Raw genomic sequence first — 13,472 nt, 5'->3', positions numbered from 1 at the left:
TCATCAAGCGACCGCCCGCCGGGACCATATCCGAATAAAAATGCAACTGTAGTGCTAGTGGCCGTTTGAAAGGAAGAGGCTCTCACTCGACGGCACAAAAGCGCGCTCCGCACCCAACCAGTTGAAGCTGGCCGCGTAACTCAAGTGAACCGGCGTCGATAACAGCTGCTTCCTTGTTGGTCGCATCTATTTCCCTGTTAAAAGCCGAGAATTCCCTGTTCTGTGAACGTAAAACTCCCTGTTCTTTTTTATCGATGTGAATCGCTGCGCAAGAATTGGCCGCTTTACCAGCTATTTAGAGCTGAACACACGATACTGCTGATGGCTCAAGATTTCTAGGAACAGGGAATTTGAGAGACAGGTTCGGCGGGACTGCGTCCGCCACCAAGCCAACTTTCGAACTCCGCTACCGGCCATCGTGCCCGCCACCCGATGGGTCCGATCTCCGAGCCTGCGTGTTAATCGCTGTCTGCCACAAAGACGGAGAGAGCGCGTGAAATCTTTGAGTTTAGCCGTCATGGCCCTGATCGCCTGGGGTGCGGCGGCACAGGCAGCGGACGCACTACAGCAAGACCGCGATCTGCAACAGCGCGACAATGTGGCGCCGACCTATCCGCCGTTCCACGGCGACGCGAACGGCCGAACGTTTCTCGAAACATGCGCCAACTATGCCGTTGGATTGGATTCGCGGACTTGCGAAGAAAACAGCTTGGGCGGCGCAAGGCCCCGGCAGCGCTAATCAGCCTCCCCGATCACGCCCCGAAAATCGACCAGCCCATGCGCTTGGTCAGACGCTCCAGCGCGAGGCGGCCGAGATGCGAGTTGCCGGCGGCGTCGAGGCCGGGCGACCACACGGCGATGGAGGCTTTGCCGGGCGCGATGGCCATGATGCCGCCGCCGACGCCGCTTTTGCCGGGAAGGCCGACGCGATAGGCGAATTCGCCCGACCCGTCGTAATGCCCGCAGGTCAGCATCAGCGCATTGATGCGGCGCGCGCGTTCGGGCGAAACGACGGAAAGGCCGGTCGATGGGTTGCGGCCCGAATGCGCGAGAAACCGGCTGGCCGTTGCGAGCTGCCGGCACGACATGGCGATGGCGCAATGGTGGAAGTAGACGCCGAGCGTGAACTCCACGGGATTTTCGATCACGCCGAACGACTTCATGTAATTGGCGAGCGCGGTGTTGCGGAAGCCGGTGCGCTTTTCCGACGCCGCGACCGCCTGATCGATGGCGATGGTATCGTCCTGAGCGAGCGCCTGCATGAACCGGACGATTTCGCCCAAGGCCTCGCGCGGCTGGTGGCCGGAGAGGATCACGTCGGTCACCGCAATCGCGCCGGCGTTGATGAAGGGGTTTCGCGGCACGCCGCGCTCGCGTTCGAGCTGGACGATGGAATTGAAGGGGTTGCCTGAGGGTTCGCGGCCGACATGCCGCCACAGCTTGTCGCCGACCATGCCGAGCGCCAGCGTCAGGGTGAAAACCTTGGACACGCTCTGGATCGAAAACGGCATGTCGCTGTCGCCGGCCGCGGCCACCGCGCCGTCGGCATCGATCACCGCGATGCCGAAGGCGCCGGGATCGACGTTGGCGAGTTCGGGAATATATGACGCGACGGTGCCGCGATCCGGGCGCTGCCGCATCTCGTCGGCGATGTCCTGCACCACACGGACCAGGTCGGGCGCAGCATGACTCATGGTCGATCCTTCAGCGTCATCGGCGGTCCCTGAGAATGGCGGGGTCGTGCAACGCCAGAGGAGCGCGCGCCGATAGGATCGTGAGCCCCAGGCGAAAGCAAGATGGATCGTTGGCGCGTGCCGCTCGTCCGACTGTGACCGCCACGTGCCGGCGGGTCGTTTGCGGCCGTCGAGCGGACATGAAAGCGGCGCAGACTGGTTTGATACCAATCCTGCGCCGCGGGATGTCGTTACGCGTTCGCGGACGCGAACGGCGTCGATGTTAGGTGGTCGGCACCGACGCGATCGTCTTCAGGATCTGCGACGCGATCTGGTAGGGGTCCCCTTGCGAGTTCGGGCGGCGATCTTCGAGATAGCCCTTGTAGCCGTTGTTCGCGAAGCTGTGGGGCACGCGGATCGAGGCGCCACGATCAGCGATACCGTAGCTGAACTGGTGGATCGACTGCGTCTCGTGCAGGCCGGTCAGGCGCATGTGATTGTCCGGACCATAGACCGCAATGTGGTCGTCCTTGGCGGCTTCGAAAGCGGCCATCAGCTTCTCGAAATACTCCTTGCCGCCGACGTCGCGCATATAGGCGGTCGAGAAGTTGGCGTGCATGCCCGAGCCGTTCCAGTCGGTGTCGCCGAGCGGCTTGCAGTGGTATTCGATGTCGATGCCGTAGCTTTCCGTCAGGCGCTGCAGCAGGTAGCGGGCCATCCACATTTCGTCGGCGGCCTTCTTGGAGCCTTTGCCGAAGATCTGGAATTCCCACTGGCCTTTGGCCACTTCGGCATTGATGCCTTCGTGGTTGATGCCGGCGTAAAGGCAGATGTCGAGATGCTCTTCGACGATTTCGCGCGCGACGGAGCCGACGTTGGAGAAGCCGACGCCGGTGTAATAAGGGCCCTGCGGCGCGGGATAGCCAGCCGTCGGGAAGCCGAGCGGGCGACCATCCTGGTAGAAAAAGTATTCCTGCTCGAAGCCGAACCAAGCGCCGGAATCGTCGAGGATCGTGGCGCGGCCGTTGGTCGGATGTGGCGTGACGCCGTCCGGCATCATGACTTCGCACATCACCAGGACGCCGTTTTCGCGTTCGCGGTCCGGAAAGACGCTGACGGGCTTGAGGACGCAGTCGGAGCTCCGGCCTTCGGCCTGGCGCGTCGAGCTGCCGTCGAAGCCCCACAGAGGAAGCTGCTCGAGCGTCGGAAAGCTTTCGAACTCCTTGATCTGCGTCTTGCCACGAAGATTCGGCACCGGCGTATAGCCGTCGAGCCAGATGTACTCGAGCTTGTATTTGGTCATTCAGCGTCTCTCGTCGTTATTGGCCCGAAATCAGGGAACCAGTCGAAGAAATTGTGGGCGTTCAAAGCCGAGGCGCTTCAGGCATTATGTGTGCCAAGGCCATCGCGGCAGGCGCGGGCGCCGCTCACGAGGTCGTCATGGCCGGACGGGACAGCAAGTTGGGGTGCGAGAGCCTCGGCGCGAGCAGCTCATCCGGCCGTGGATGCCCGCACACAAAAAAGGGCTCCAAGCTTGAGCTGGAACCCGGGGCGAGCCGCAAGGAAAACCTCGGCTCAAAGTAATCACGCCATGCTGTTCAGTAACGCCGGAGTTTTGGTCTAGGCGTATTTTCGAAACAGGACGCGACGGCCTGGCCTAAGGCCAGGGTTTCGTCAGCGACCGCGAACGCGCCGGTCGATCCGGCGCGTCGGTGCGGTCGTTGGGCTTAGGCTTTGTGCGTCGGCTGACGGGCTGAATCCTTGAGGGCATCGGCGTGGTACCAGGCACTGCTCGTGTCGGGAACCTGCTGCGTCGCAAGATGGCCCTCGTCGCGATCGGCGGCGCGGGCGCTCTTCTCGCACTGCTTGGCGGCGATGAGATGAGCTTTCGCGGCATTCTCGTGCAGGATGGCGTCTTCGTGATGCGTATTGATGGTCATGAGACCGATCTCCTTCCAAAGCTGCGCTTCCGTATGTGGCTTGTCCATCGCAGCATTTTTGTCTATATCTTTTGCGTATTGCCTAATGTTTGAGCTAAATACGCCTACGGCCTAATCAATATGTATATTAGTTGGCCTGTCTTCGCAATATTTCCTCATGCTCAAATTGGATGCATTGCGCTGATACGTTCGTCAGTTTCGATGTTTTGGGGTTGCGAAGTTGCGAATTCTGCACGGCATCTGGGCAAACCATGGCGTCCCGGGCCATGGCCCGATCGGCAGCCCGATCCGCCGTGTACAAGGCACGGCGAACCGCTTATTTCTGCGGGACGCGATTGCGGCCTCGGCCTCGCAACAGGGATGATGACGTGCGGCTTATCCTTCGCGTTTTGCTTCGGCTCTCTCTCGCTTTTGGACCCGTCTTCGCCGCTGCCGCGCAGGAGCCGCCCGCCATCGTCGGCAGCGGCCGGCGCGCGCTTCCGGTGATCGCGCGGCACGGCATGGTGGTGGCCCAGGAGGGGGCGGCGGCGCGGATCGGCGTCGAGGTGCTCAAAAAAGGCGGCAACGCGATCGATGCCGCGGTCGCCACCGGTCTTGCGCTCGCCGTCACCCTGCCTCGTGCCGGCAATCTCGGCGGCGGCGGCTTCATGCTGGTCTACAGCGCCAAAGCCAAGACGACCGTGGCCATCGATTTCCGCGAAGCCGCGCCGGCCGCAACGCGCTCGACCGTGTTTCTTGCCGCCAACGGCGATGCCGTGCCGAGCCTGTCGCGCGACACCGGCCTCGCCGTCGGCGTGCCGGGGACCGTCGCCGGGTTCACCCTGGCGCTGGAGAAATACGGCTCGGGCAAATTCACCCTGGCGGATCTCGTGCGTCCGGCGGCCGATCTCGCGCGCAGCGGCATTCCGGTGGAAGACGATCTTGCGGACTCGCTGCCGCTGGCGCCGCGCTTGAAACGCTGGCCGGCCAGCGCAGCGATCTTCCTGCACCCGGACGGCACGCCGCTGGGGCACGGCGACACTTTGGTGCAAACCGACCTCGCCACGACGCTCGATACCCTTGCCCGCGACGGACGCAAAGGGTTCTACGAAGGCGCCGTGGCGCAGAAGCTCGTCGACGCCATCGCCGCGGCCGGCGGGAAAATGACCACCGAAGATCTCAGGGCCTACCGGGCGATCGAGCGTGAACCGGTGCGCGGCACCTATCGCGGTCATGAGATCGTCTCGATGCCGCCGCCGTCCTCCGGCGGCGTCCACGTCATCGAGCTGCTCAACATCCTGGAGGGCTACGATCTCGGCGCCGCCGGTGCGGATTCGGCCGAGGCGATCCACGACATGGCGGAAGCGATGAAGCTCGCCTATGCCGACCGCGCCGAATATCTCGGCGACCCCGCCAGCGTCACGGTGCCGGTGAAAGGCCTGACGTCGAAAGCCTATGCGGCCACATTGCGGGCGAAAATCCTGCCTGACCGCGCCCGCCCGGCGGCCGAGATTCGGGCGGTCGATCCGATGCCCTACGAAAGCGATCAGACGACGCATTTCTCCGTCGTCGACGCCGAGGGCAATGCTGTTTCGACCACCTACACGCTGAACTTTTCCTACGGCGTCGGCATGGTCGCGGCCGGCACCGGCGTGCTGCTCAACAACGAGCTCGACGATTTTGCCGCAAAGCCCGGTGCGCCCAATGCCTATGGCCTCGTCGGCGGCGTCGCCAACGCGCCGGGACCCGGCAAGCGGCCGCTCTCCTCGATGGCGCCGACGATGATGTTCCGGAACGGCAAGCTCGAGCTGGTGACGGGTTCACCCGGCGGCTCGCGGATCATCACCATCGTGCTGGAGATCATCCTGAATACCGTCGATTTCGGCATGAACCTGGCCGAGGCGACGGACTCGGTGCGGATCCACGATCAACTGCTGCCGGACGAACTCCGTGTCGAGCATGGCCTCAACGGCGACACGATCCGCCTGCTGCAGGCACAAGGTTACACGGTGACGGTCGGCGACGCCTGGGGCTCGGCGCAAAGCATCGCGATTGCCGACACGGTGCTCGCCGGCGCGGCGGACACGCGGCAGCGCGGCACGCTGGCCGTCGGCTACTGACGCGCGGCGCTTCCCGACGCTCAGACCTGGTAGCGCTGCAGGAACATCGCGACGACCTCGTCGACGTGCGCCTTGATCTCGGCCTTGGTGGCGGTCGGTCGCTCCGGCAGGACCAGTCCGAGCATGTGATAATACGTGATGATGGCGCCGGAAAAGATCTTGGCCGACAGGGCCGGATTCGTGCAGCGGAGTTCGCCGCGCGTCGTCGCAGCCTCAAGAAATTGCGCGAGGCGCGCCTTGACCCGCTCCGGCCCCTGCTCGAAAAAGATACGGCCGAGGTCGGGATTGCGCGGGCCCTCGGCCACGACGATGCGGTAGAGGCACAGCGCGTCGCGATCCATCATTTTCTCGAGCATGCGCGTGCCGAGACTTCGCAGGACCTCGCCCACCGTCCCGGGGCGACGCAGGTTTTCGTCGAGGCCTTCGAGAAAGCGGTTGGCGCGACTTCCGACGATCTCGGAAAACAGGCCCTCCTTGCTGCCGAAATGCCGATACAGCGTTTCCTTTGACGCACCGGCTTCCGCGGCGATGGTCTGCATCGTCGTATCGGTGAAACCCTGCGCAAAGAACACACGCTCGGCGACCACGGCGATCTCGCGTCGGCGCTTTTCGCCGCGGGGGATCGGAGGGTCACGGAGGACTGAATCATCCTGCGCGGTTGACGAGGACATGCGGTTCCTGATCTATAGGCGAACCAGCCGGTTCGGTTGCTGGATGCATGTAGGCATCAAAAGCCAGGCTCGGCAACTAGCAACTGCAACTTTTGACACCGTCGACGGGGCCCTCATGACACGTAACAACCCCGATCCGGACCACCCGCAGGACGCGCCCGCCGAGCATGAGGACGCGGAGCAGGCTGGGGCGAACGATCAGCCCGACGAGGCCAAGAAGGATTCTGGAAACGATCAGCAGAAGCAGGGCGAAGAGACGCGGAAGAAGCGCCGCCCTACCGTTCTGATCATCGCGATCATCGTCATCATCGTGCTGGCGCTCGGCGGCATCTACTACTGGCTGTCGACGGCGAACATTGAAAGCACGGACGACGCCTATACCGACGGCCGTGCGATCTCGATCGCCCCGCAGGTGGCGGGCCGCGTCGTCTCGCTCGACGTTACCGACAACCAGTTCGTGCGCCAGGGCACGCCATTGATCCACATCGATCCGCGGCAGTTCATCAACGACCGCGATCAGGCACAGGGCGTGCTGGAGACTGCCAAGGCGCAGCTGACCGGCCAGAAGCTCGGCGCCGAGATCGCCGGCAAGAATTTTCCTGCCGCTCTGCAGGCCGCACAGGCCGATCTCGCCTCGGCGCAGGCCAATCTGACGCGACGCGAAGCCGATTTCGCTCGGCAGAAGAGTCTGCCGAAACAGGCGACGACCCAGCAGGAAATCGATTCGGCCAATGCGGCGCTGTTGCAGGCGCAGGCGCAGGTTCTGCAGTCGCAGGCGCGCGTCGTTCAGGCGACGCCGGTGCAGCAGAACATCGGCCAGGCGCAGGCCCAGGTCGGACAATTGTCCGGCCAGGTCGACCAGGCCGAAGCGCGCCTCCATCAGGCCGAGCTCAACCTGTCCTATACCGTGGTGAAGGCCGAGCATGATGGCTGGATCACCAAGCGCAATGTCGAGGCCGGCAACTACGTCACCGCCGGCCAACAGATCTTCTCGATCGTCTCGCCGGAGGTCTGGATCACCGCCAACTTCAAGGAAACCCAGCTCAATCTGATGCGGCCGGGGCAGAGCGTCGCGGTCAAGGTCGATGCCTTTCCCGATCTCGACCTGCACGGCCATGTCGACAGCGTGCAGTTGGGCTCCGGCTCGAAGTTCACCGCGTTTCCGCCTGAAAACGCCACCGGCAACTACGTCAAGATCGTCCAACGCGTACCGGTGAAAATCGTCATCGACTCCGGTCTCGATCCCACCGTGCCGGTGCCGCTCGGCATTTCCGTCACCCCGACCGTGACGGTGAAATGAGTACCGCGGCGACGGCTGGCCAGGCGCCGGGACGACCGGCGAAGCCGGCCCAGGCCTCGAAGTCCGCCGAGGCCAAGCCGGCTGGCGTCGGGCAGGCGTGGCGGCCGTCCGCCAACCCCTGGCTGATCGCCGTCGTCGTCACGATGGCCGCCTTCATGGAAATTCTGGACACGACGATCGTCAACGTCGCGCTGCCGCATATCGCCGGCGAGCTGTCGTCGTCGAACGACGAGGCGACCTGGGCGCTGACCTCCTATCTCGTCGCCAACGGGATCGTTCTGACGATCTCCGGCTGGCTCAGCGACACGATCGGCCGCAAGCGCTATTTCATGATCTGCATCGCGATGTTCACGGTGTGCTCGTTCCTCTGCGGCATTTCGCAGAGCCTCGGCCAGATCATCATTTTCCGGCTGATGCAGGGCTTTTTCGGCGGCGGCCTGCAGCCGAACCAGCAGGCGATCATCCTCGACACATTCGAGCCGGCGAAGCGCGGCGCGGCCTTCGGCGTCACCGCGATCGCCACCATCGTCGCGCCGGTGCTCGGGCCGACGCTCGGCGGCATCATCACCGATCAGTCGACGTGGCGCTGGATCTTCTTCATCAACATCCCGATCGGCATCATCGCGGTCTTCCTCGTGTCGATTCTCGTCGAGGATCCGCCGTGGGAGAAGGAAAAGCGCAAACGCAAGCGCGGCATCGACTATATCGGCCTGTCCCTGATCACCGTCGGCCTCGGCAGCCTGCAGATCGTCATGGATCGCGGCGAGGACGATGATTGGTTTGGCTCCGGCTTCATCAAGATCATGGCGCTCTTGGCGTTCATCGGCATCGCCGGCGCCATCGCGTGGCTGCTGACCGCTAAGAAACCGATCATCGATCTCGATGTGTTCAAGGACAAGAACTTCTCGATGGGGTGCATCCTCATCGGCGCGATGGGCGGCATTCTCTACGCCAGTGCCGTGGTCATCCCGCAGCTGGCGCAGCAGGTGTTGGGCTATACCGCAACCTTGTCCGGCCTGATTCTGTCGCCGGGCGGGCTCGTGGTGATCGTGCTGATCCCCTTCGTCGGCATGCTGATGAAGGTCGTCCAGACGCGTTTCATCGTCGCTTTCGGCTTCTTCGCGATGGGCTGCGCGCTGCTGTTCTCCAGTGGTCTGGTCCCCAACATCGACTTCGGCACGCTCGTCTTGATGCGCAGCACGCAGACGGGGGCCCTCGCCTTCCTGTTCGTGCCGATCTCGACGATCGCCTACCTGACGCTGCCCCAGAACCTGCGCAGCGATGGCGCCGCACTCTTTTCCATGTTCCGCAATGTCGCGGGATCGGTGGGAATTTCGGCGTCGACCGCGCTGGTGACGCAGCGCTCTCAGGCCAATCAAGAGACGTTGTCGAAGTGGATGACGCCGTTCCACCAGCCCTACAACACGCTGGTGGCACAGACCGAGGCGGGCCTGCGGACGATCGGGCAGAACGGCGCAAACCTGCACGACGTCGCCGTCGGCCACGTCTACCAGACATATATAAAACAGTCCCAGATTTTAGCGTATTCGAACGTCTTCTTCTATTTCTCGATCCTGGCTTTTTGTGTAGTCCCGTTTTGTTTCCTCATATCCGCCAAGAAGGCGACAGGTGGCGGCGGTGGCGGACACTGAATGATGAAAATACCCACAATCATGCTGGCAACGACAGCGGTCGCCCTGGCGCTCGCCGGCTGTAACAGCGTCGGCCCCGAGTTCACCGCGCCGAACCCTCTGCTGCCGCAAAACTCCTTCCTCGACACGGGAAACCGCGTCGTTTCGCCTGTCGCGATCGCCAGCGCCACGACGGGCGCGCCGAGCGATGCCGAATGGTGGCGCATCTTCCACGATCCGATCCTCACAGCGCTTGAGGATCGCGTCGCGGGCCAGAACCTCGACGTCCGCACCGCGACGTTGCGGGTGGCTGAAAGCCGCGCGCAACGCGGCGTCACTGCCGCAGCTGAACTGCCGACCCTGAACGGGACGGGCCAATACCAGCGCCAGCAGCTGAGCCAGAATTCCTATCTCAGCCTGCTGCCGGCATCGTTGACCGGCGGCGCCGGAACGTCGTCCTTCGCGCAGCCGATCAGCAATTACTCCGTCGGCTTCGACGCCTCGTGGGAGCTGGATCTCTGGGGCCATGTGCGCCGCCAGATCGAAGCGGCCGACGCCAACCTCGAGGCCTCCGCGGAACAGCGCCGCGACGTGCTCGTCTCAACGCTCGCCGAGGTCGCGCGCGACTACGTGCAGCTGCGTGGAACGCAGGCGCTGATCCGCATCGCCAAGGACAATCTGCAGGTCGACAACGAGATCCTCGGCGTCACCAAAGTGCGTCAGGAAAAGGGGCTGGTCACCGGGCTCGATACGGAGAGCGCGGCGGCGCAGGTCGCCTCGATCGAGGCGCAGCTGCCGCAGCTGCAGCAGCAGGAAATTCAGCAGGTCAACGCCATCAGCCTGCTGCTCGACGAGCCGCCGCTCGGCCTCAGCGCCGAACTGATGCCCGCCAAGAGTGTCCCGCCGAATCCGCCCAAAGTGCCGATCGGCGTGCCATCGGAATTGGCGCGGCGGCGTCCCGACATCCGCATGGCGGAGGCGCAGCTGCACGCGGCGACCGCCGATATCGGCGTGGCGGTGGCGGAGTTCTATCCGACCGTCCGCCTCAACGGCACCCCGACCCTGCAGGCGCTCGACGCCAAGAACATCTTTCGCGGCTCGTCGCTGCAATACGTGATCGGGCCGAGCGTCACCGTGCCGATCTTCGAGGGCGGCCGGCTAAAGTCGACCTTGGTGCTGCGCGAACATCAGCAGCAGGAAGCGGCGATCGCCTACCACAAGACGGTGCTGCAGGCCTGGCACGACGTGGTCAACGCCATGACCTCGTATCGCACAGAGCAGGACCGCCGCAGCCGCCTGAAGAATCAGGTGGAGCACGCCCGCGCCGCCCTGGTTCTGGCGCGCTCGCGTTACGCACAGGGCGTTGCGGAGTTCACCACCGTGCTCGACGACGCGCGCACCGTGCTGCAGGCGGAACAGGAACTGGCGCAAAGCACCGCCAACGTCTCGACCGATCTCGTCGCGCTCTACAAGGCGCTGGGCGGTGGTTGGGAGCTCACCTATCCCGACGCGAGCGCGACGCCGGTGTTCGCAGCGAACCAGTAGAGCCGAGGGCGGCGCGAGCCTCGAATTGAGAGGGTCCACGACTCAAACCATGGGCTGCGTCGCGAAATCCGGAAAGGGCTGATCCAGCGCCTCAAGAACCGAGATCTCGTTCGCTCGAAAAGCTGCCGGGTTTATCAGGTAATTGAAGGCGCCGTTTCTGGCGGCGGACGGCACCTTGAGTAGCGCAGTTCTTCCGGAACGGAGCCACTCGTCACCGATAGGTCTGCAGATCCGCCAGCCCACCGAATTGGAACTCCATGCCGGATCCAAGTGGGAAACATCGACGTCCTCGATCTCGACCGACGAAGGGCAGTCGATCTTCATGAGCTTGTCGCCGTCGGGCAACAACGAAGCGTGGCCGAGGTGTCGTATCCTCTCGCAATACGCCGTATAAGCTTCCGCCGAGGCATAGACGATCGGCCTGGGACTCGTGTGCCACCGGCCTGAGACCGCGAGGCCCCCGCGGCCGATGAGATCGGTGTATTTGGAAATACGCCAGATCAACACCTCGCTTTACGCGAAGATGCCGTATTCGATCTGAAGTAATGTTTCTTGCACGAGGCGCGCCGTCGACTCCCGTGCCAGGCAATCGATGGGCCTCTTATCGCCGAGAAGTTGATTAGGGAGCCGCAACCAAAGAAATGCTTTTTCCCGTTTGCCAAAAACACGTTCTGCCAAGCTGACGATATGAGCGACGCGCGAGGCGCGATCGGTCTGATCGACGCTCAAATCGGCGTTTTCCGCGACCAAGTGCGCGACTTCGTTTTTTGGACCGATGATCCGATAAACCTCATCGGCTTCCATCCCAGCACGTTCGAAATGCGGGATGACAGAGGCGGGAAGCGCAAATTCAGGGTTGGAGCGACTTTGTGTGTCCACCAACACATCGATTTGCCCGAAGACGCTTGATGGCAACTGACTCATATCAATCCCACTCACTTCTCGCCCTACTCGGCAGAAGACACCATGGCGAGTTAACGAAGTGTTAACATATCGACTGGTGAGGCGCGAATCGCCAGCAAACGGGATGCGCGATTTTTAAAATGTCAAGGCCGCGTTCTTTCGTCGACAGGCCTAGCCGTTGCCGAGCGCCTGCACCGAGCGGAGATCCACGCTGGCGTCAACAGATGCCGCGATGCCGAGCGCTAGGCGCAGCGCGTCGAGATCGGCCGCAGCGTCGGGGTGCCAGCCGCAGGGGCATCCATTAGAGCCGCGATGCGCCGCGGCGGCTTCCTTGTAAATGGCACCGAGCGCCATCGAGGCCAGTTCCAGGACCGCCATCGGCGGCAGGCCGCTGGCGTTCACGGCCGTGCAGAAGGCATGGCGGATCGATTGCGCCATATGAGCGGAGGCCTGCTTTTCCGGCGCCAAGGCATTGCGGTCATGATGCATGAAATCATCTTTCAGTTCGTGGCACCCGATGGAGGGTTGCCGACTCAGGCTGCGATCAACAAGTCGACGAGCCGCCGCATGCGACGCGGCAGCGCTTGGTAGGCTTTGGGATCGCGCCCGCGTGCGCTTGCAAGAAAGCGGATGGCCCGGTCGACGTCGCCCGGGGGCGCCTGGGTCCGGGTGATTTCGAGGGCGATCAGTTCGTCGATCGCGACGGGGCCGTGCGCGGCGCCGGTTCCGGAACTTTGACTCATGATGGCCTGCTCGCTGTTGCTCCCGGCACCACAGCTAGACCGATTAAATCAAGGTCTCAAGCGCATCACAGAAGATTAGACATAGAATAACTCTAGTTTTGAAAGGCTCTATATTTCAAAGTAGCTGTGGCCGCGATGGGACTCTATGAGGCGATCGCGCCTTCCAGATAGGCGCCGCGAACCTCCGGCATGGCGAGGAGGTCGCTTGCGGTGCCGGCATGGACCACGCGCCCGGTCTGCAGCACATAGCCGCGATCGGCGATGCCGAGCGCCTGCACCACGTTCTGTTCGACGAGCAATACGGTGATCCCCTCGCGGACGTTGATGTCGCGGATGGCGTCGAAGATCTGGCGGATGATGAGCGGCGCGAGGCCGAGCGATGGTTCGTCGAGGAGCAGCAGTTTTGGCCGCTGCATCAGCGCACGGCCGATCGCCAGCATCTGCTGCTCGCCGCCGGACATCGTCCCGGCGCGCTGCTTGCGCCGTTCGGCGAGACGGGGGAACAGCGCGAACACTTTGTCCACGTCCGCGGCGAAATGCGTGGGATCGATGAGGTGGCCGCCAATTTGAAGATTTTCCAGCACCGTCATCTTCGGCATGATGCGGCGGCCTTCCGGTGCGTGGGCGATGCCGCGCTTGGCGACCGCGTGCGCCGGCATCCCTTCGATCGGTTGGCCTTCGAACAAAATCTGCCCGCTTGTCGGCCGCGGCCTGCCGAACAGGGTGCGCAGCAGCGTCGACTTGCCGGCGCCGTTGGCGCCGAGCAGGGCGACGATTTCGCCGGCGTTCACCACCAGATCGAGATCGTGCAACACCTTTACGGGGCCGTAGCCGGCGTTGAGTTTTCTTAATTCGAGAATGGGGGCGGCCGGCGTGGTTGCGGATCGAACTGGCGTAGGCGCTTTCACGTCGTCGACGGACGTCTCGCCGAGGTAGGCGGCGATGACTTTCGGATTCTCGCGGATCT

General features: G+C 63.3%; 14 protein-coding genes. 5 read left to right on the top strand and 9 right to left on the bottom strand.

Features of this window, described 5'->3' with window-relative positions:
- Nucleotides 1-493 precede the first annotated feature (493 nt).
- Complete coding sequence (locus GSQ79_RS05665; RefSeq protein ID WP_158807762.1) at nt 494-739, top strand: hypothetical protein; 246 nt, start codon at nt 494-496, stop codon at nt 737-739.
- A 13-nt stretch (nt 740-752) separates the two neighbouring features.
- Here the strand turns inward: GSQ79_RS05665 and GSQ79_RS05660 are convergent, their stop codons facing one another.
- The 3 genes from GSQ79_RS05660 to GSQ79_RS05650 all read right to left on the bottom strand — a co-directional run bounded on the left by GSQ79_RS05660 (nt 753) and on the right by GSQ79_RS05650 (nt 3,661).
- A complete protein-coding gene (locus tag GSQ79_RS05660; RefSeq protein WP_158807761.1) occupies nt 753-1,694 on the bottom strand; it encodes a glutaminase in 942 nt (313 codons plus the stop codon).
- A 262-nt stretch (nt 1,695-1,956) separates the two neighbouring features.
- Nucleotides 1,957-2,976, bottom strand: a complete 1,020-nt coding sequence (locus tag GSQ79_RS05655; RefSeq protein ID WP_158807760.1) for a glutamine synthetase beta-grasp domain-containing protein — start codon at nt 2,974-2,976, stop codon at nt 1,957-1,959.
- 424 nt (nt 2,977-3,400) lie between these two features.
- Nucleotides 3,401-3,661: a hypothetical protein gene (locus GSQ79_RS05650; protein ID WP_158807759.1), complete on the bottom strand. Its 261-nt coding sequence runs from the start codon at nt 3,659-3,661 to the stop codon at nt 3,401-3,403.
- A 203-nt stretch (nt 3,662-3,864) separates the two neighbouring features.
- On the opposite strand from GSQ79_RS05650, the gene ggt reads away from it, so the two are divergent.
- Entirely contained in the window at nt 3,865-5,712 is a 1,848-nt protein-coding gene (ggt, locus tag GSQ79_RS05645) for a gamma-glutamyltransferase (protein WP_246725119.1), read from the top strand.
- 20 nt (nt 5,713-5,732) lie between these two features.
- Here ggt and GSQ79_RS05640 read toward each other — a convergent pair whose 3' ends face one another.
- Nucleotides 5,733-6,383 carry a TetR/AcrR family transcriptional regulator gene (locus GSQ79_RS05640; RefSeq protein ID WP_158807757.1) on the bottom strand — a complete coding sequence of 217 codons (651 nt, stop codon included), beginning with the start codon at nt 6,381-6,383 and terminating at the stop codon, nt 5,733-5,735.
- Between the two features lie 115 nt (nt 6,384-6,498).
- Between GSQ79_RS05640 and GSQ79_RS05635 the strand changes: the two genes are divergently transcribed.
- Genes GSQ79_RS05635 through GSQ79_RS05625 form a run of 3 tightly spaced genes read left to right on the top strand, consistent with a single transcriptional unit; the run spans nt 6,499 to nt 10,859 of the window.
- Nucleotides 6,499-7,683 carry an HlyD family secretion protein gene (locus GSQ79_RS05635; protein WP_158807756.1) on the top strand — a complete coding sequence of 395 codons (1,185 nt, stop codon included), beginning with the start codon at nt 6,499-6,501 and terminating at the stop codon, nt 7,681-7,683.
- A complete protein-coding gene (locus tag GSQ79_RS05630) occupies nt 7,680-9,335 on the top strand; it encodes a DHA2 family efflux MFS transporter permease subunit (RefSeq protein ID WP_158807755.1) in 1,656 nt (551 codons plus the stop codon). Before GSQ79_RS05635 ends, GSQ79_RS05630 begins: the two co-directional genes overlap by 4 nt.
- 3 nt (nt 9,336-9,338) lie before the next feature.
- Nucleotides 9,339-10,859, top strand: a complete 1,521-nt coding sequence (locus tag GSQ79_RS05625) for an efflux transporter outer membrane subunit (RefSeq protein ID WP_158807754.1) — start codon at nt 9,339-9,341, stop codon at nt 10,857-10,859.
- A 42-nt stretch (nt 10,860-10,901) separates the two neighbouring features.
- On the opposite strand, the gene GSQ79_RS05620 is transcribed toward GSQ79_RS05625, so the two are convergent.
- From GSQ79_RS05620 to GSQ79_RS05600, 5 genes are all read right to left on the bottom strand, one after another.
- Nucleotides 10,902-11,363 carry an RES family NAD+ phosphorylase gene (locus tag GSQ79_RS05620; RefSeq protein ID WP_158807753.1) on the bottom strand — a complete coding sequence of 154 codons (462 nt, stop codon included), beginning with the start codon at nt 11,361-11,363 and terminating at the stop codon, nt 10,902-10,904.
- A 9-nt stretch (nt 11,364-11,372) separates the two neighbouring features.
- Nucleotides 11,373-11,783 (bottom strand): antitoxin Xre/MbcA/ParS toxin-binding domain-containing protein, encoded by a 411-nt coding sequence (locus tag GSQ79_RS05615; protein WP_158807752.1) that lies wholly within the window; start codon nt 11,781-11,783, stop codon nt 11,373-11,375.
- Between the two features lie 150 nt (nt 11,784-11,933).
- Nucleotides 11,934-12,251, bottom strand: coding sequence for a hypothetical protein (locus GSQ79_RS05610; RefSeq protein WP_158807751.1), 318 nt, complete (start codon nt 12,249-12,251; stop codon nt 11,934-11,936).
- A gap of 44 nt (nt 12,252-12,295) precedes the next feature.
- A complete protein-coding gene (locus GSQ79_RS05605) occupies nt 12,296-12,505 on the bottom strand; it encodes a hypothetical protein (RefSeq protein WP_158807750.1) in 210 nt (69 codons plus the stop codon).
- A 143-nt stretch (nt 12,506-12,648) separates the two neighbouring features.
- A complete protein-coding gene (locus GSQ79_RS05600; protein WP_368669917.1) occupies nt 12,649-13,413 on the bottom strand; it encodes an ABC transporter ATP-binding protein in 765 nt (254 codons plus the stop codon).
- Nucleotides 13,414-13,472 lie beyond the last annotated feature (59 nt).

Source organism: Beijerinckia sp. L45 (assembly GCF_009765775.1).
GTDB lineage: Bacteria > Pseudomonadota > Alphaproteobacteria > Rhizobiales > Beijerinckiaceae > RH-AL1.
Note: the sequence above shows the minus strand (reverse complement) of the source record. Positions and strands in the feature narration are given on the sequence as shown.